The 15,788-nt window shown below is 72.9% G+C and carries 18 protein-coding genes; 8 read left to right on the top strand and 10 right to left on the bottom strand.

Annotated elements, in window-relative coordinates:
- Positions 1–87: 87 nt before the first annotated feature.
- The 8 genes from AB0K28_RS02230 to AB0K28_RS02195 all read right to left on the bottom strand — a co-directional run bounded on the left by AB0K28_RS02230 (position 88) and on the right by AB0K28_RS02195 (position 6,531).
- A complete protein-coding gene (locus AB0K28_RS02230) occupies positions 88–843 on the bottom strand; it encodes an SGNH/GDSL hydrolase family protein (RefSeq protein ID WP_345387105.1) in 756 nt (251 codons plus the stop codon).
- The gene (aroQ, locus tag AB0K28_RS02225; protein ID WP_345387107.1) at positions 840–1,274 is read right to left on the bottom strand and encodes a type II 3-dehydroquinate dehydratase; all 435 of its coding nucleotides are present in this window, start codon (positions 1,272–1,274) and stop codon (positions 840–842) included. The genes AB0K28_RS02230 and aroQ overlap by 4 nt, the downstream gene beginning before the upstream one ends.
- On the bottom strand, positions 1,271–2,341 hold the full coding sequence (aroB, locus tag AB0K28_RS02220) for a 3-dehydroquinate synthase (RefSeq protein WP_364364028.1): 1,071 nt from the start codon (positions 2,339–2,341) through the stop codon (positions 1,271–1,273). The genes aroQ and aroB overlap by 4 nt, the downstream gene beginning before the upstream one ends.
- Positions 2,338–2,841, bottom strand: a complete 504-nt coding sequence (locus AB0K28_RS02215; protein WP_345387109.1) for a shikimate kinase — start codon at positions 2,839–2,841, stop codon at positions 2,338–2,340. Before AB0K28_RS02215 ends, aroB begins: the two co-directional genes overlap by 4 nt.
- On the bottom strand, positions 2,838–4,019 hold the full coding sequence (gene aroC, locus AB0K28_RS02210; protein ID WP_364364025.1) for a chorismate synthase: 1,182 nt from the start codon (positions 4,017–4,019) through the stop codon (positions 2,838–2,840). Before aroC ends, AB0K28_RS02215 begins: the two co-directional genes overlap by 4 nt.
- 44 nt (positions 4,020–4,063) lie before the next feature.
- Positions 4,064–4,645 carry an A24 family peptidase gene (locus AB0K28_RS02205; protein ID WP_345387111.1) on the bottom strand — a complete coding sequence of 194 codons (582 nt, stop codon included), beginning with the start codon at positions 4,643–4,645 and terminating at the stop codon, positions 4,064–4,066.
- 120 nt (positions 4,646–4,765) lie between these two features.
- On the bottom strand, positions 4,766–5,308 hold the full coding sequence (locus AB0K28_RS02200) for an SseB family protein (protein WP_345387113.1): 543 nt from the start codon (positions 5,306–5,308) through the stop codon (positions 4,766–4,768).
- Between the two features lie 131 nt (positions 5,309–5,439).
- On the bottom strand, positions 5,440–6,531 hold the full coding sequence (locus AB0K28_RS02195) for a ring-opening amidohydrolase (RefSeq protein WP_364364021.1): 1,092 nt from the start codon (positions 6,529–6,531) through the stop codon (positions 5,440–5,442).
- Positions 6,532–6,654: 123 nt separating this feature from the next.
- Here AB0K28_RS02195 and AB0K28_RS02190 point away from each other — a divergent pair, with 123 nt between their 5' ends.
- The 3 genes from AB0K28_RS02190 (at position 6,655) to AB0K28_RS02180 (ending at position 8,934) form a co-directional block, all read left to right on the top strand.
- Entirely contained in the window at positions 6,655–7,335 is a 681-nt protein-coding gene (locus AB0K28_RS02190; RefSeq protein WP_364364018.1) for an alpha/beta fold hydrolase, read from the top strand.
- 61 nt (positions 7,336–7,396) lie between these two features.
- Positions 7,397–8,488, top strand: coding sequence for an FUSC family protein (locus AB0K28_RS02185; RefSeq protein WP_364364015.1), 1,092 nt, complete (start codon positions 7,397–7,399; stop codon positions 8,486–8,488).
- 119 nt (positions 8,489–8,607) lie between these two features.
- Positions 8,608–8,934 (top strand): Atu4866 domain-containing protein, encoded by a 327-nt coding sequence (locus AB0K28_RS02180; protein WP_345387125.1) that lies wholly within the window; start codon positions 8,608–8,610, stop codon positions 8,932–8,934.
- A 5-nt stretch (positions 8,935–8,939) separates the two neighbouring features.
- Here AB0K28_RS02180 and AB0K28_RS02175 read toward each other — a convergent pair whose 3' ends face one another.
- On the bottom strand, positions 8,940–10,106 hold the full coding sequence (locus AB0K28_RS02175; RefSeq protein WP_364364012.1) for a pyridoxal phosphate-dependent aminotransferase: 1,167 nt from the start codon (positions 10,104–10,106) through the stop codon (positions 8,940–8,942).
- 25 nt (positions 10,107–10,131) lie between these two features.
- Here AB0K28_RS02175 and AB0K28_RS02170 point away from each other — a divergent pair, with 25 nt between their 5' ends.
- The 5 genes from AB0K28_RS02170 to AB0K28_RS02150 are packed head-to-tail and all read left to right on the top strand — an operon-like array spanning position 10,132 to position 14,202.
- Positions 10,132–11,664 (top strand): alpha/beta fold hydrolase, encoded by a 1,533-nt coding sequence (locus AB0K28_RS02170; protein ID WP_364364009.1) that lies wholly within the window; start codon positions 10,132–10,134, stop codon positions 11,662–11,664.
- The gene (locus AB0K28_RS02165) at positions 11,661–12,581 is read left to right on the top strand and encodes a DUF418 domain-containing protein (protein ID WP_364364006.1); all 921 of its coding nucleotides are present in this window, start codon (positions 11,661–11,663) and stop codon (positions 12,579–12,581) included. The genes AB0K28_RS02170 and AB0K28_RS02165 overlap by 4 nt, the downstream gene beginning before the upstream one ends.
- A complete protein-coding gene (locus AB0K28_RS02160; protein ID WP_345387138.1) occupies positions 12,541–13,317 on the top strand; it encodes a carbon-nitrogen hydrolase family protein in 777 nt (258 codons plus the stop codon). The genes AB0K28_RS02165 and AB0K28_RS02160 overlap by 41 nt, the downstream gene beginning before the upstream one ends.
- Before the next feature lie 46 nt (positions 13,318–13,363).
- Complete coding sequence (locus AB0K28_RS02155) at positions 13,364–13,810, top strand: hypothetical protein (protein ID WP_345387140.1); 447 nt, start codon at positions 13,364–13,366, stop codon at positions 13,808–13,810.
- Positions 13,807–14,202, top strand: a complete 396-nt coding sequence (locus AB0K28_RS02150; protein WP_345387142.1) for a hypothetical protein — start codon at positions 13,807–13,809, stop codon at positions 14,200–14,202. Before AB0K28_RS02155 ends, AB0K28_RS02150 begins: the two co-directional genes overlap by 4 nt.
- A 21-nt stretch (positions 14,203–14,223) precedes the next feature.
- Here the strand turns inward: AB0K28_RS02150 and AB0K28_RS02145 are convergent, their stop codons facing one another.
- On the bottom strand, positions 14,224–15,708 hold the full coding sequence (locus AB0K28_RS02145) for a carboxyl transferase domain-containing protein (protein ID WP_364364001.1): 1,485 nt from the start codon (positions 15,706–15,708) through the stop codon (positions 14,224–14,226).
- Positions 15,709–15,788: the final 80 nt, after the last annotated feature.

Raw genomic sequence — 15,788 nt, 5'->3', positions numbered from 1 at the left:
CGCCAGCCCGGCCGGGCGCATGAGGCCCAGGAGCCTGGCATCGGGTCAGACCCGGGGAGCCTGAGGCCCAGGGAGCCTGAGGCCGGGTCAGGCCCAGGGGGCGAGGTCGGGGCGTTTCGCGGTGAGGCCGTCGCCCGAAGAGACGCCGCGCAGGCGGCGGGAGACCCACGGCACCAGGTGCTCCCGCATCCACTGGGCGTCCTCGCGACGCCGGGAGCGGGGATCGACGGTGCGGGCGGGCCACTCCTTGCGCCAGTCATCGAACGGCACGCCCAGCACGTCGAGCACCCGGGCGGCCACCAGCCGGTGACCGTCCTCGTTCATGTGCAGCCGGTCGGCGCTCCAGGCCCGCCAGTCGCGCAGCCCCTGCATCGACCACTGGTCGACGAGCCGGCAGCCGTAGAGGTCGGCGATGGAGCGCAGGTGCAGGTAGTAGATGGCGAACTTGCCGCGCATCCGCCGCATGATGGGCGTGTCACGCGGGTCGACCCCGGTGAACAGCAGCACGTCGGCCCCGCCGGAGCGCAGGTCGCGTACGGCCCGCGCGAGGGTCTTGGCCATGACGTCGGGATCGCTGCCCGGCCTGAGCAGGTCGTTGCCCCCCGCGCAGAAGCTGACCAGGTCGGGCGCCATCTCGACGGCCAGCGGCACCTGCTCGGCCACGACCTGGTCGAGCAGCTTGCCGCGCACGGCCAGGTTGGCGTAGCGGAAGGAGGGGTCGTCGGCGGCGAGCCGCTCGGCCACCCGGTCGGCCCAGCCACGGTAGTGCCCGTCCGGACCGGGATCGTTCAGTCCTTCTGTGAAGCTGTCGCCGAGCGCGACGAAGGACTTGTAGTGCCTCATGAGGTGGTGATCATCTCCGCGATAGCGTGCAGCGCAAGGACGTATGACTGTAGTCCGAAGCCGGCGATCGTGCCCGTCGCCACCCCGGCCACGACGGAGGTATGGCGAAACTCTTCCCTCGCCGCGGGATTGGAGATGTGGACCTCGACGAGCGGGGCGGTGCGCTGGGCGATGGCGTCCTTGAGCGCGTAGGAGTAGTGGGTGAAGGCGGCGGGGTTGAGCACGACGGGGATGCGTCCGTCGCACGCCTCGTGGATCCAGCCGATCATCTCGGCCTCGTCGTCGGTCTGGCGCACCTCGACGTGGTGGCCGAGCTTGCGGCCGGTGTCGCGGCAGAGGGCGGCGAGGTCGTCCAGGGTGTCGGCGCCGTAGACGTCGGGCTCGCGCACGCCGAGCCGGCCCAGGTTGGGGCCGTTGAGGACGAGGATCATGCGGAGATCTCCTTGTAGGCGGCTTCGAGCAGCTCTTCCGCCGGATCTTCGAGGCGGCCCGGCCTGGCGAGGTCGTCGAGCACGACGAACCGCTGCTTGGCGCCGCGGTTCTTCTTGTCGAGCCGCATGTGGTCGCGCAGCCGCGGCCAGGCGTCGGCGCGGTGGGTGATCGGCAGGCCCACGGCGGTGAGGATGGCGCGGGTGCGGGCGACGAGGTCGGCGCGGCCGGACAGCCTGGACAGCTCGGCGGCGTAGACCATGCCGACGGCGACCGCCTCGCCGTGGCGGATCGTGTAGCGCTCGTCGCGCTCGATGGCGTGGGCGAGCGTGTGGCCGTAGTTGAGGATCTCGCGCAGGCCGGCCTCGCGCAGGTCGGCGCCCACGACGTCGGCCTTGACCCGGATCTTGCGCTCGATCAGCTCACAGGTGTGGGGGCCGTCGGGACGGGTGGCGGCCTCGGGGTCGGACTCGACCAGCCGCAGGATCTCGGGGTCGGCGATGAAGCCGCCCTTGATGATCTCGGCCAGGCCCGCGACGTAGTCGGCCTTGGGCAGCCCGGCCAGCGTGGACAGCTCGCACAGCACGCCGGCGGGCGGCAGGAAGGTGCCGACGAGGTTCTTCCCCTCGGCGGTGTCGATGCCGTTCTTGCCGCCGACGGCGGCGTCGACCATGGCGAGCAGCGTGGTGGGCACGAGCACGACCTGGACGCCGCGCAGCCACGTGGCCGCCACGAACCCGGCGAGGTCGGTGGTCGCGCCGCCGCCGACGCCCACCACGGCGTCGGAGCGGGTCACGCCGTGGCGGCCCAGCTCGGACCAGAGCCGCGCGGCCACCTCGACGGCCTTGCACTGCTCGCCGTCGGGCACGGTCAGCTCGGCCACCTCGTAGCCGGCCGCGGCCAGCGCCTCGCGGACGGGCCTGGTGATCTCGGGCAGCGTCTCGGGAGCGATGACCGCGACCGTGCGCACGCCGGGCTTGAGCAGCGTGACCAGCTCGGCCAGGACACCGGTGCCGACCACGACGTCATAGGGGCTGTCGCCGCGTACGTGGATCCTGGTGGCGCTCACCCGGGCAGCCCCTTCACGATCTCGTCGGCCAGCTCTTCCGGCTCGCGCTTGTCGGTCACCACGGTCATCATGGCCAGCCGCTCGTAGATGGGCCGCCGCTCCTCCATCAGCGCCTTGAGGCGGCTGCGCGGGTTGAGCACCAGCAGCGGGCGGGCGCTGGCCAGGCCGACCCGCTGGACCGCGTCGGTCAGCCCGACCTGGAGGTAGACGACGGGCTGGCCGTCGAGCAGGGCCTGCGTCTCCTCGTGCAGCACGGCGCCGCCGCCGAGCGACAGGACGCCGTCGTGCTCGGCGAGGGCGCGGCGCACGGCCTCGTGTTCGAGCTCGCGGAAGCGCTCCTCGCCGTCCTCGACGAAGATGTCGGAGACGGGCTTGCCCGCCACCGCCTCGACGTCGGAGTCGGTGTCGCGGAACCCGACGCCGAGCCGCTCGGCGAGCAGCCGCCCGAGCGTGGTCTTGCCGGATCCGGGCGGCCCGATGAGCACGGCCTTGGCTGTCATTTGATCACCATGGAAGAGAGGTAGCCGGACAGGTTGCGGGCGACTTCCTCCACGGAGTCGCCGCCGAACTTCTCGATCGCCGCGTCGGCCAGCACCAGCGCGACCATCGCCTCGGCCACGATGCCGGCCGCGGGCACGGCGCACACGTCGGAGCGCTCGTGGTGGGCCTTGGCCGCCTCGCCGGTCTTGACGTCGATCGTGGCCAGCGCCCGCGGCACCGTGGAGATGGGTTTCATGGCGGCGCTGACCCGCAGGATCTCGCCGTTGGTCATGCCGCCCTCGACGCCGCCCGCCCGGTTGGTGATGCGGCGCACGCCGTCTGCTGTGGTGTATTCGATCTCGTCGTGGGCGCGGGAGCCCGGCCTGCGGGCGGTCTCGAAGCCGTCGCCGACCGCGACGCCCTTGATCGCTTGGATGCCCATGAGCGCGCCCGCCAGCCGGGAGTCGAGCCTGCGGTCCCAGTGGGTGTAGCTGCCGAGGCCGGGCGGCAGGCCGTAGGCGAGGACCTCGACGACGCCGCCGAGGGTGTCGCCCTCTTTGTGTGCCTTGTCGATGACGGCGACCATCGCGGCGCTGCCCTCGGAGTCGGCGCACCTGACCGGGTCGTCGTCGATCCTGCCGAGGTCGCCCGGGCCGGGCAGCGTCTCGGCCGGGGTGCGGGCGCCGCCGATCTCGGTGACGTGGCTGACGATGTCGACGCCGAGCGCCTGCTTGAGAAAGCGCCGCGCGACCTCGCCCAGCGCGACGCGGGCCGCGGTCTCGCGGGCGCTGGCCCTGTCGAGGACGTTGCGGGCGTCGTCGAAGCCGTATTTCTGCATGCCGGCCAGGTCGGCGTGGCCGGGGCGCGGGCGGGACCTCGGCGCGTTGCGCGCCAGGCCCTCGAGCTCGGCCGGGTCGACCGGGTCGGCCGCCATGACCTTTTCCCACTTCGGCCACTCGGTGTTGCCGACGCGGATGGCGACCGGGCTGCCCATGGTGCGCCCGTGGCGTACGCCGCCGACGATCGTGACCTGGTCCTGCTCGAACTTCATCCGCGCGCCGCGGCCATAACCGAGCCTGCGGCGGCGCAGGGCCTCGTCGATGGCGGCCGTGGTCACCTCGACCCCGGCCGGCAGGCCCTCGAGGACGGCGACGAGTTCGGGCCCGTGGGACTCTCCGGCGGTCAACCAGCGCAACATGCGTACAAGTCTTCCACGTGCCGCCGAGTGGGATGTCCCTCCGCTCACCCAGCGAGACAGAGTGTCGTGAACGCGCCGAGCAGCATGAAGGGGCCGAACGGGAACTGGGTGTGCCTGGTGCCGCGACCGGTCAGCAGCAGGACGAGGGCGTACAGGGCGCCGAGCGCCTGCCCGGCGAGCGCGGCGGCGGCGACCGCCTCCCAGCCCAATGTGCCGCACGCCATGCCGATGAGCCCGGCCAGCTTCACGTCCCCGAACCCCATCGCATCCGGCCTGACCAGCCACAACACGCCGTAGACCGCGATGAGCGCCGCCCCTCCTGCCAGCGCGCCCGCCAGCTCGCCGGTCGGCAGGAGCGCGAGCGCCATGATCGGGTACGCGGGCAGCGTGATGGCGTCGGGCAACGTGCTGGTCCGCCAGTCGATCACCGCCAGCGCGGTGCCGATGACGGCGAAACACGCGTACGCCGGCCCCGCCCGCCACGCGATCACGGCCACCACGGCGGCACAGGTCAGCTCGACCGCCCCCGGGGCCGGCGCCCACGTCGGTCCGTCGTCGTAGGACCCCGCGAGCGCTCTGATCCGAGCCCCGCAGACCAGCCCTGCCACCGCCATGATCCCGAACATGCCGCAGAACCTAACCCGCTCCTCCGCGCGAGGAGTGCCGATACGCACAACCGGTATGACGCCGCCGCGCGGGCGCGAGAGGGGACCGACGCACAGGCACGGTCCGGGCTGGTTGGGTGGTCAGCTGGGCTTTCTGGAGAACCAGCGGCGTTTGGGCTTGGGCTGCGCGGGGGTCACCTTGGCGACCGTTACGCCGGTCAGTCGGTCCACTGTGCCGGATTCGACGGCGGCCAGGGCGGCCAGCACGTCGCCCTCGATCACGAACTGCACCGGGCCCGCCACGTCCACCACGACCGCCGCCGCCTGCTCCTGGACGGCTGCCCTGCACACCTGGAGCGTGGTGGCCTGGATGGGGCGGGCGTCGGGGCGCCACCGCGCCAGCGACTCCGTGCCGGTGAACGCGAGCACCGCCTGCCTGCCGTCCTGGCCGACGAGCTTGGGCAGCGCCATCTCGCTCTCCTTCTCCTGCCGCAGCCCGTGGGCGCCGACCTCGGTCTCGGTCAGCAGGGCGACCACGGGCACCAGCAGGCGTGCCGCGCCGAGCACGTTGAGCACCTCGGCGGGGCCTGCCGTGCCCGCCTCGTAGGCGGCCAGGGCCGCGGCCACGGCCGGTGCGGCGGAGCCGTCGTCTTGCGGGTCGAGTGGCTGCGGGATGTTCGGCACAACGCCCGAGCCTATCCGCCACCCACTCCGTCCCGTCCGACGACTGCACCGGGCCCGTCCGAACGCACCGGGCCATCCGGGGATCCGGCCGCGCCGAAGCACGTGACGGGGCCGGAAACCGGTCTGAGGCGCTAACCGAGGTCGGCGATGGCGGCGACGGGGCCGCCGCCCGACGGGCCCTGGTGGACGGCGGCCACCGAGACGAAGACGGCCGGGTCGCCCGTCACCGAGGCGGCTACGCCGCCCACCGCGGCCTTGATCTGGCGGTGCCAGTGGACGTCGGAGTCGTCCAGCATGATGTTGCGGCGGCCGCGGACGCGGCCCGAGGGATCGGCCTCGCATTTCATGAAGACGTTGACCAATCGTCCCCCGAGGTCCGACGGGTGGGGGCGGTCGGGGAGCGGGATGCCGGCGTCCTTGATGGCCTCCCAGATGCCGTCGGCGTCGAGCGCGTCCTTCATGACGCTGTGGCCGATGCGGTAGCGCCCGCCGATCCCGCGTACGTTGCCGACCAGCACGATCTGGGCCCGGTCCAGCTCGACGCCGGACGAGCAGGAGGCCACCGACGAGTACAGGGACAGGTCCTTGTGGATCTGGTCGGCGCTCGGCATCTCGATCTCGCCGAGCGCGACCGCGATGCCGAGCGCGGTGGTGGAGTTGGACAGGTCCATCGAGGGCCCGGTCTCCTCGATGGCGGTGTCCTGGCCGCGGCTCTTGGCGTCGGTGATGGTCGCGAGCGTGAGCAGGGGCGTCTTGGTCTGGACGTAGTGCACGTCGCGCGGGTCGTCGATGCCGGCGATCTTCATGGCCTCGCGTACGCCGGCCGCGACCTTCTCCACCATGGCCGGCCGCCCGATGTCCTCGGGCAGGATGACCTCGCTCATCGCGACGCCGACCGACAGCCGCGGCTCGTCGGACGGCGGCGCGTCGGCCGTGGTGGCGAAGATGGTGGCGTGGGGGCTGAGGATGCCGTCGGTGCCGCCGGACCACACGAGCGGCACGCTCTCCGGCGACGGGTGCCCGTTCTCGGCGAGCACCTGGCGGAAGGCGCGGTCGGCGAGGATGCGGGTGTAGTCGTTGACGCCGCCGTTGCCCTCGGTCTTGCCGATGACGGCCAGCACCCGTTCGGCCTCGATCACCCCGTCGGCGATGAGACGTGACAGGCCGGAGGCGTCGGTGACGCTCTCGATCGGCACCTTGCGCACTTCGATCGGGTCCGGCATGCGTTGCCCTCCTCTGCCCGGTTTCCGCTGACGCTACCGAGCCGGCCAGCGGGGTTCATGGTCAATGTCTGCCCACGTAGACCGGCGGTGATGTCAACGTGTGGCGGCGGTAGGGTCCCGGATGTGATTCGGGACGCGCACGTCAACGGCATCAGGCTCCGCTATCGGGAGGAGGGCGGCCCTGACGACCGGCCGCTCGTGCTGCTGCACGGCCGCACCGCCGACCACAACGACTGGAACGGCATCACCCAGCACTTCGTCAGGAGGGGCCGCCACGTCCTCGTGCCGGATCTGCGGGGGCACGGCGAGAGCGAGCATCCGGGCGCGTACGCCCTGCACGAGATGGCCGACGACGTCGCCGCGCTGCTCGACCACCTGAGGACCGGGCCCGTGGAGCTGATAGGGCACTCGCTGGGCGCGCTGGTGGCGACGCGGGTGACGCTCGCGCGGCCGGACCTGGTGTCGCGGCTGGTGCTGGAGGACCCGCCGCAGGCCTACGCGATCACCGGGCGGCCGCCGATCGTGGAGGACGGCCCCGCGAGCTTCGACTGGCGGATGATGCACCAGACGGAAGCCCAGCTCATCGACCCCGACCCGGCCTGGGCGGCGGGGCTCGCGGCGATCGGGACGCCGGCGCTGGTGCTGTCGGGCGGGACGGCCAGCCCGCTCGACGCGGCGGACATCGCGCGACGCATCCCGGGAGCGCGGCTGGTGACGGTCGAGGCGGGGCACCTGATCCACGTGACGGCGCGCCAGGAGTTCCTGCGAATAGTGGACGCGTTCCTCGACGAAGACCCTCGGTAAAAGCGGGCTTCATGGGGCAAACGTGACCTTACTGTCATAAAGATCCGCCATCCTAGGATGGGTGCGCACCCGGCTCAGCGATCTCGTCAAGGAACGGCTGGGCACGTTCGGCCTCACAGCCCCCTCCATCGCGCAGTGCGCGGTCGGCTCGGCCCTCGCCTGGGTCATCGCCATCGAGCTGCTCGGCCACCCCCGCCCCTTCTTCGCCCCCATCTCCGTGCTGATCTGCGTCGGCGTCGGCCTCGGCCAGCGCCTGCGCCGGCTGGTCGAGCTGGTCGTCGGGGTCAGCCTCGGCGTCGGCGTGGGCGACCTGCTGGTGTCCTGGATCGGCTCCGGCGCCTGGCAGCTCGCGCTCGTCGTGGCGCTGGCGATGACCGTGGCGGTGCTGCTGAACAGCGGGGCGCTGTTCGTTGCCCAGGCGGGCTCGTCGGCGGTGCTGGTGGCCACGCTGGTGCCGGGCGAGGACGTGGGCGGCCTCGACCGGATGGCCGACGCGCTCACCGGCGGCATCGTGGGCATCGTGGCGGTGGCGTTGCTGCCCGCGAGCCCGTTCTCGATCGCGGCGAAACACCTGTCGGGGGTGCTCGACGCGCTGTCCACGGTGATGGAGCGGGCCGCGGAGGCCATCGAGAAGCGTGACGTGGAGCTGGCGGCCGAGGCGCTGGAGGAGGCGCGTGAGACGCAGGCCGCGGTGGAGGAGTTCGGGGCCGCGCTGGAGACCAGCAAGGAGATCACCATGATCTCCCCGCTGCACTGGCACCGCCGCGCCCGCCTGGCCCGCTACGAGACCGCGGCCGTGCCGGTCGACCTCGCACTGCGCAACGTCCGGGTGCTGGTCAGGCGCACGCTGGCGTCGCTCGGCGAGGCGAGCCCGCCCCCTGCGGCGCTGGCCGAGGCGATGCGCGAGGTGTCGGAGGCGGCGCTGCTGCTCCAGCTGGAGCTGGGCGCGGGACGGGATCCGACGCTGGCCCGCCAGGCGCTGCTCGCGGTGGCCGCCAGGGAGCGCCCGCGCGGCCTGGGCTTCTCCGCGCACGTCATCATCGCCCAGCTGCGCTCGGTGGTGGTGGACCTGCTGCAGGCCACGGGCATGGAGCACGAGGAGGCCACGGCGGCGCTGACCCCGCTGGACGGCGAGCCGTCGCACCGCCGCTAGCGGAGCCTGGGTGTGGCGCTCCCAGGAAGATCCCGCCTCTCGTGCGGCCCGCCGCGCCCCGGCAGACTCCCTGGTCAGGGGGCGGGAGGTCCGTCTCCGCTGATCGAGGGAGTGCGTACATGATCGGCAGAGTGCTGCTCACGCTGGGCGTCATGACCGCGATGGCGGCCTGCGCCGACGCGGGGACGCGCGGTAAGTCGACCGCGACGGCGCCGCACCCGCACGTCGGCATGTGGGTGACCGCCGACGGGCGGATCCGCCAGGAGCTGCGGGCCGACGGCCGGTACGAGGAGGAGCGCGACGGCCGCCCCAAGGCCTACACCGGCAGGTACACCGTCACGGGCGACCACATCGACTATTTCGACGACCTGGGCTTCACCGCGACGGGCGACGTGCGCGACGGCGTGCTCTACCACGAGCACCTGGTGCTCTACCGGGAGTGGTGACCCGCTCAGGCGGACAGCCGCTTGAGCCTGGCCACCGCCTCGTCGATCACCTCTTCCTTCTTGCAGAAGGCGAAGCGCACGAAGTGGCGGCCGCGCTCGGGGTGGTCGTAGAAGACCTGGGTGGGGATGGCGACCACGCCGGCCAGCTCGGGCAGGCGCCGGGTCAGCTCGAGCCCGTCGGTGAAGCCCAGCGGCCTGATGTCGGTCTGGACGAAGTAGGTGCCGGCCGGCCGCAGCACGGAGAACCCGGCCGCCGACAGCCCCTCCATGAGCCGGTCGCGCTTGTCCTGGAGGCCGGAGGCGAGCGCAGAGACCCAGTCCATCTCGTGCCGCAGCCCGTAGGCGACCGCGAGCTGCCACGGCGCGCTCGCCGTGAACGTGAGGAACTGCTTGACCGTCGAGACCGCCGTGACCAGGGCGGGCGGCGCGCAGACCCAGCCGGTCTTCCAGCCGGTGACCGAGAACGTCTTGCCCGCCGAGGAGATCATCACCGTGCGCTCGCGCATGCCGGGCAGCGTCGCCATGGGGATGTGCTCGACCCCGTCGAACGTGAGGTGCTCGTAGACCTCGTCGGTGACGGCGATGAGGTCGTGCTCCTGGCACAGCTCGGCGATGGCGGTGAGCTCGGCGCGGGTGAAGACGGTGCCGGTGGGGTTGTGCGGGGAGTTGACCAGGATCGCGCGGGTGCGCGGCGTGACGGCGGCGCGCAGCTCGTCGGGGTCGAAGGTGAAGCGGCCCTCGGCCGGGCGCAGGGTGACGGCCACCAGCTTGGCCTGGGCCAGGGCGATCGAGGCGGCGTAGGAGTCGTAGTAGGGCTCGAAGGCGATCACCTCGTCGCCGGGCTCGCAGAGCGCGAGCACGCTCGCCGCCACCGCCTCCGTGGCGCCCACCGTGACCAGGACCTCGCTGACCGGGTCGTACGCGAGCCCGTAGTGGGCCGCCCGGTGCTCGCTGACCGCCTGCCGCAGCTCCAGCACGCCGGGCCCCGGCGGGTATTGGTTGGCGCCGGCCCCGATGGCCTGCACCGCCCTGTCGAGCATCGCCGCTGGGCCGTCGGTGTCGGGGAAGCCCTGCCCGAGGTTGATCGATCCGGTCTGGACGGCGAGCGCGCTCATCTCCGCGAAAATCGTCGTGCCGAAGGCGCGCATCCTGGCAACAAGTGGTTCGGTCACGGCTCCACACTATTAGTCTCGTGCCGTGTTCATTCGGGTCGTGCTCGCCCTCGCCCTGTCCGCGCCGCCCGTCGTGACACCGGACCAGGCCGATCCCGGGTCCTGCCGGGTCCCCGTGCCCGCCGGCACGGTCTGCGGCTTCCTGGAGGTGCCCGAGCGCAGGGACTCCCCCGGCCGCACGATCCAGGTCGCGTACGCGGTGCGCCACTCCCTCGCCCCCGGCCGGCGGCCCGACCCGGTGGTGTTCATGGGCGGCACGCCGGCGATCCCGCTCATGAAAGAGCTGGCCGGGATGTTCCCCGAGCGTGACGTGGTGGCGGTCGACCAGCGCGGCGGCGGGGCGTCGCAGCCCGGCGTGGCCTGCCCCGAGACGGCGCAGGCGCTGCTCGGGCGGTTGCGCGTGCCGCCGTCCGACGTGGGCGCCGCCGCCGTACGCTGCCGCGACCGGCTCGCCGCCCAAGGCGTGGACCTGCGGGGCTACCGGACGGGCGAGATGGTGGCCGACGTGGTGGCGCTGCGCGGCCTGCTCGGGTACGACGCATGGAACCTCGTCGGCGCCGGCCACGCCGCGCGCGTGATGGCGGCGGTGGCCGCGGCCGACCCGGCGGGGACGCGCTCCGTGGTGCTGGAGGAGCCGCCCGAGGACCCCGGGGCCGAGCCGGCCCGGCTGGGGGACGCGTACGAGAGGGCGGTCGCCCGGCTGAACGCGCGGCCCGCCCGGGTGACGGCGCTCGACCCGCTGCTCGGCAGGGAGTTCGCGGCCCGGGTGAGCGGCCACGACCTGACCGCGCTGCTGGGCGCGGCGCCACGGGACGCGGGCACGCCCTCGCTGGTGGACGCCCTGGCCGAGGGGCGCGAGGAGCTGCTGCGCCCGCTCGTGGAGCGGCTGGGCGAGGAGCTGGCGGGGCGAGCGTCGGGGCCGTACCACGCCGTACGCTGCCAGGACGCGCCTCCCCCGGCCGGGTCGCCGCTCTTCACGGTCAGCGGCGACCAGGCGGTGTGCGACGCCTGGAACCTGCCCAGGGCCCCGGAGCCCGTCACCCTGGCGAGCACCGCGCCCGAGGCGCCCGTCCACGTCCTGCCCGCCGCCTTCCCCGGGGACGCCTGCGCCCGGCGCGCGGCCGCCGCGTTCGTGGCGGACCTCAGGCCGGCCGGTCCCTGCCCCGGAGCGCGGCCGGTCGAGCTGCACGTGACGGCGGCCCCGTACGCGATCGCGCACACTCCCTGGCTGGCCGCGCCGTTCGGGCTCTTCGCGCTGGCCTGCCTGATCCAGCTCGTCACGGCCGCGCTCAAGGGCCGGGCGCTGCCGGCGTACGGCGGCCTGGCAGGGGTGGCGTTCGCGGGGCTGACCGGCCAGTCCGTCTACGAGCTCGCCAAGGAGCACGGCGGCGCGCTGACCGTCGGCGTGCCGGCGATCACCGAGTGGTACGCGTCGCTCGCGGTCGTCTCCACCGCGCTCACCGTGGCGGCACTTTTGCACAACCGCAGGTGGCCGCAGACGACCGCGGCCGCCATCTCAGGCGTATTCCTCGTATGGTGGTTCACCTGGTTCCTGTGACACGCATCCGTGAGCTCGACGCCCTACGCGGCTTCGCGGTGGGCGGCATCATGCTGGTCAACACGTGGCAGCACACCGACAAACAGGTGCGCGTCCCACTCGACTGGACGATCGAGACGCTGTTCCAGAGCCGCTTCTACCCGATCTTCTCGATGCTGTTCGGCATCAGCTTCCTGCTGTTCCTGCGCGGCAACAGCCGGTGGGCGCTGCTCAGCCGGTTGTTCTGGCTGTTCTGCCTCGGCAAGGTGCAGCACGCCTTCTACGAGGGCGAGGTGCTGACCGACTACGCCTTCTTCGGGGCGCTGGTGCTGCTGCCCGCCTCGTTCCTGCCGGGCGGGCTGCCGGTGCTGCTGCTCGGCCTGGTCGTCACGGTCTGGGGGCTGATGGTGGGCGGCGGGGTGCTGCTGATCCCCGGGTTGTTCCTGCTCGGCATGGCGCTGTGGCGGTTGCGGCCGCCGCGCGAGCTGCTGCTGCCGGGGTTCGCGGTCGCGGCACTGGCGACGGCGCTGCTGACGGCGGCCGGGCGGATGACCGGCGACGGCCTGGTCTACAACCTGGCGGCGGTGACGGGGGCGGCGGCGTACTCGCTGGGACTGCTGCTCGTGCTGCGCCCGCGCCTGTCGGCGGTGCTGGAGCCGCTCGGGAAGATGGCGCTGACCAACTACGTCACCGGCACCGCCGTGATCGTGCTGGCCCTGCCGCTGCTGAACGCCGACCCGACCCGCTGGTCGGTGCTCGCGCTGACGGCGGTGACGCTGGTCGTGCAGGTGCTGGTCAGCCGGTGGTGGCTGGGCCGATACCGGTACGGCCCGCTGGAGTGGGTCTGGCGGTGCCTGACCTTCTTCCGTCCCGTGCCCAACCGGCTAGAGTCGAATCGTGACCACCATCGCCCTCTGCCAGATCCCGGTCTCCCCTGACCCGTCCACCAATCTCAAGAGGGCCAGGGAGGCGCTGGCCGCCGCCGAAGGCGCCGACCTGGCGATCTTCCCCGAGGCCACGCTCACCCGCTACGGCCGGCGCATCACGAGTCTTGCCGAGCCGCTCGACGGCCCCTTCGTGACGGGTCTCGCCGAGTCGGCGCGCGCCCACGGGCTGGCGGTGATCGCCGGCACGTTCGAGACCGGCGGCGACCGCGTCCGCAACACGGCCGTGGCCATCGACGCGCAGGGGGCGATCACGGCGGCGTACCGGAAGATCCATCTGTTCGACTCGTTCGGCGCGAAGGAGTCCGATCTGGTCGAGCCGGGTGCCGAGCCGGTCGTGACCGAGCTGGCCGGGCTCAAGGTGGGGCTCGTCACCTGCTACGACGTGCGCTTCCCCGAGCTGGCCAGGGCGCTGGTCGACAAGGGCGCCGAGATGTTCGCGGTGATCGCCGCCTGGGGTTCCGGGCCGCTCAAGGAAGACCACTGGATCACCCTGGTCAGGGCCCGCGCGCTGGAGAACACGATGTGGACCGCCGCCGTCGGCCAGGCGCCCAACCCGGCCGAGTCGTCCGACGGCTACGGCGTGGGCCGCAGCATGCTGGTCGACCCGCTCGGCGTGGTGCGCGCCGACCTCGGCACCGGCCCTGCCACCCGCCTGGTCGAGATCGACCACGAGTGGACCGCGACCGCCCGCGCCACCCTCCCTTGCCTCGAACATCGCGTCCTGTAATCGGGGAGTGGTCCATCCGGGGGTCAAGCGATCGTAAAGTAGACCCGTGAGCGGAACGCAGATGCAGAAGGTCGTCCCGCCGCGTCTGCTCGTGCCATATCTGTCGGGCAAGCGCACGGTCATATCGGGCTACGTCTACCGGGTGCAGGACTGCGTCCGGCTGACCACTCCCGAGGCGCTCTTCTACGGGCTCGACCTGTCCTTCGACGGCTCGGAGCTGTTCGCCGAGGTGCCGGAGCTCTATGTCATGCGCTGGCACGCGCGCGACGTCGACACCTACGCGGTGCCCTACGGGCCCCACATGGGCGGCGACTGGAGCGATGCGCCACCGTTCGCGGGCAACGGGTTCACCACGTCGTCCGAGCACGTCGTGCCCCAGTTCCACACCGTCCCGATGCCGATCCCGGCCGGGGCGCAGATCGTCCACGTGACCGTCGAGGGCGAGCGGCCCTTCGCCGACTACGACGGGCTGACCTGGCGGCGCGCCGCATGAGCGACGAGATCACGCCCATCGCCTCGGGCTTCGTGGCCCGCTACGGCGAGCACACGCTGCCCGCCGCGCTCGGCCCCGACGGCGACCAGGTGGTGCTGTTCAGCGAGGCCGAGCTGGAGGGCTTCGAGCCCGCGTCCGGCTACTGGCGGCGGGTGGTGCCGCGCTCGAAGGTGGAGTGGCTGGTGCTGATTCGCACCGTCGGCGCGTTCGGCGGCGAGCCGTGCATCGTGCTCGACGAGGACGACGACGGCCTGCACATCGCCTACACCGGCCACAGCGGGATGAAGGCCGAGGCGCTGGGCTACTGGATGGTCGATCACGGCGCCTACGAGGTCGTGGTGCCGCGCGAGGAGGTCTTCTCCATCCGCGTCGAGCGCATCCCGGTGCCCTGACGCCGGGCGGTCAGCGCGGGGTCAGCGGAGGTTGCGGTAGCGGGCGTGGCGGGCGGCCAGCCGCTCCTCCGGGCTCAGCCGCAGCAGGCCGGCGATCTCATACTCCAGCGCCCGCCCCACCCGCTCACAGAACTGGCGCGGCTCGTACGCGGCGTCGGGCAGCTCGGGCACGACCCGGTCCACGATGCCGTCGCCGCGCAGGTCGGTGGCGCGGATGCGCTGCGCCTGGGCGATCTCCGGGGCGAAGTCGACCGAGCGGTAGAGGATGGCGGAGGCGCCCTCGGGCGGCAGCGGCGACAACCACGCGTGCTGCGCGCACAGCACCCGGTCGGCGGGCAGCAGCGCCAGCGCGGCCCCGCCGGCGCCCTCGCCGAGCAGCAGGCAGACCGTGGGCGCGTCGAGCATGACCAGCTCGGCCAGGCAGCGCGCGATCTCGGCGGCCAGCCCGCCCTCCTCGGCCGTCTTCGACAGGTCGGCGCCCGCGGTGTCGATCACGGTGATGAGCGGCAGGCCCAGCTCGGCGGCCAGCCGCATGCCGCGCCTGGCCGCCCGCAGCCCGGCCGGGCCGAGCGGCGAGGTGGTGCGCTGGAAGCGGCGGTCCTGGCCGAGCACCACGGCCGGCGCGGTGCCGAACCTGGCCAGCGCGAGCAGCAGCCCCGGCTCGTTCTCGCCCTCGCCGGTGCCGCTGAGCGGGGTGACGTCGGTGGCGGCGAGCTTGAGCAGCGCGCGTACGCCTGGACGATCGTCACGCCGTGACCTGGTGATGGCCTCCCACGCCTCGACCGGCCGCAGGTCCTCCTCGGGCGGCTCGCCCGCCACCACGCCGGTACGGTCGTCGGCCAGCACCGACAGCGCCCTGATCGCCACCTCCCGCGCCTCCTCCGCCGAGACGACGGCGTCGAGCAGGCCCTTGCGGTGGAGGTTCTCGGCGACCTGCACCCCTTCGGGGAAGGGGTAGCCGTGCAGCGACTCGAACACCCGCGGCCCGAGGAACCCGATCAGCGCCCCCGGCTCGGCCGCCGTGACGTGCCCGAGCGACCCCCACGAGGCGAACACCCCGCCGGTCGTCGGATGCCGCAGGTAGACGACGTACGGCAGGCCGACCGCGCGGTGAGCCTGGATCGCCACGGTGATCTTCACCATCTGGACGAACGCCAGCGCGCCCTCCTGCATGCGCGTGCCGCCGGAGGCGGGCGCCGCCAGCAGCGGCAGCCGCTCGCGGGTGGCCCGCTCGATGGCGGCCACGAAACGCTCGGCGGCGGCCACCCCGATCGAGCCCGCCATGAACGAGAACTCGCACGCCGCGACCGCCACCCTGCGGCCGTCGAGCAGTCCTTCGCCGGTGATCACGGCCTCGTCGTAGCCGGACTTGACCCGGGCCGCGGCCAGCTCGTCGGCGTAGGAGGAGCCGGGCTCGGCCGGATCGGCGGGCGGCGCATCCCATGACTTCCACGACCCCCGGTCGAGGACCGTGTCAATCAGCGTGCGCGCGTCCGGTCGGCTCACTATCGCTCCCTAGATGTCTGCCAACGATGCAATGGTGACGCACGAGCGCCCCCGCCGGTGCCACAGCCGGTGCCACAGCC

The organism is Nonomuraea sp. NPDC049504 (assembly GCF_040676845.1).
Classification (GTDB): domain Bacteria; phylum Actinomycetota; class Actinomycetes; order Streptosporangiales; family Streptosporangiaceae; genus Nonomuraea; species Nonomuraea salmonea.
Note: the sequence above shows the minus strand (reverse complement) of the source record. Positions and strands in the feature narration are given on the sequence as shown.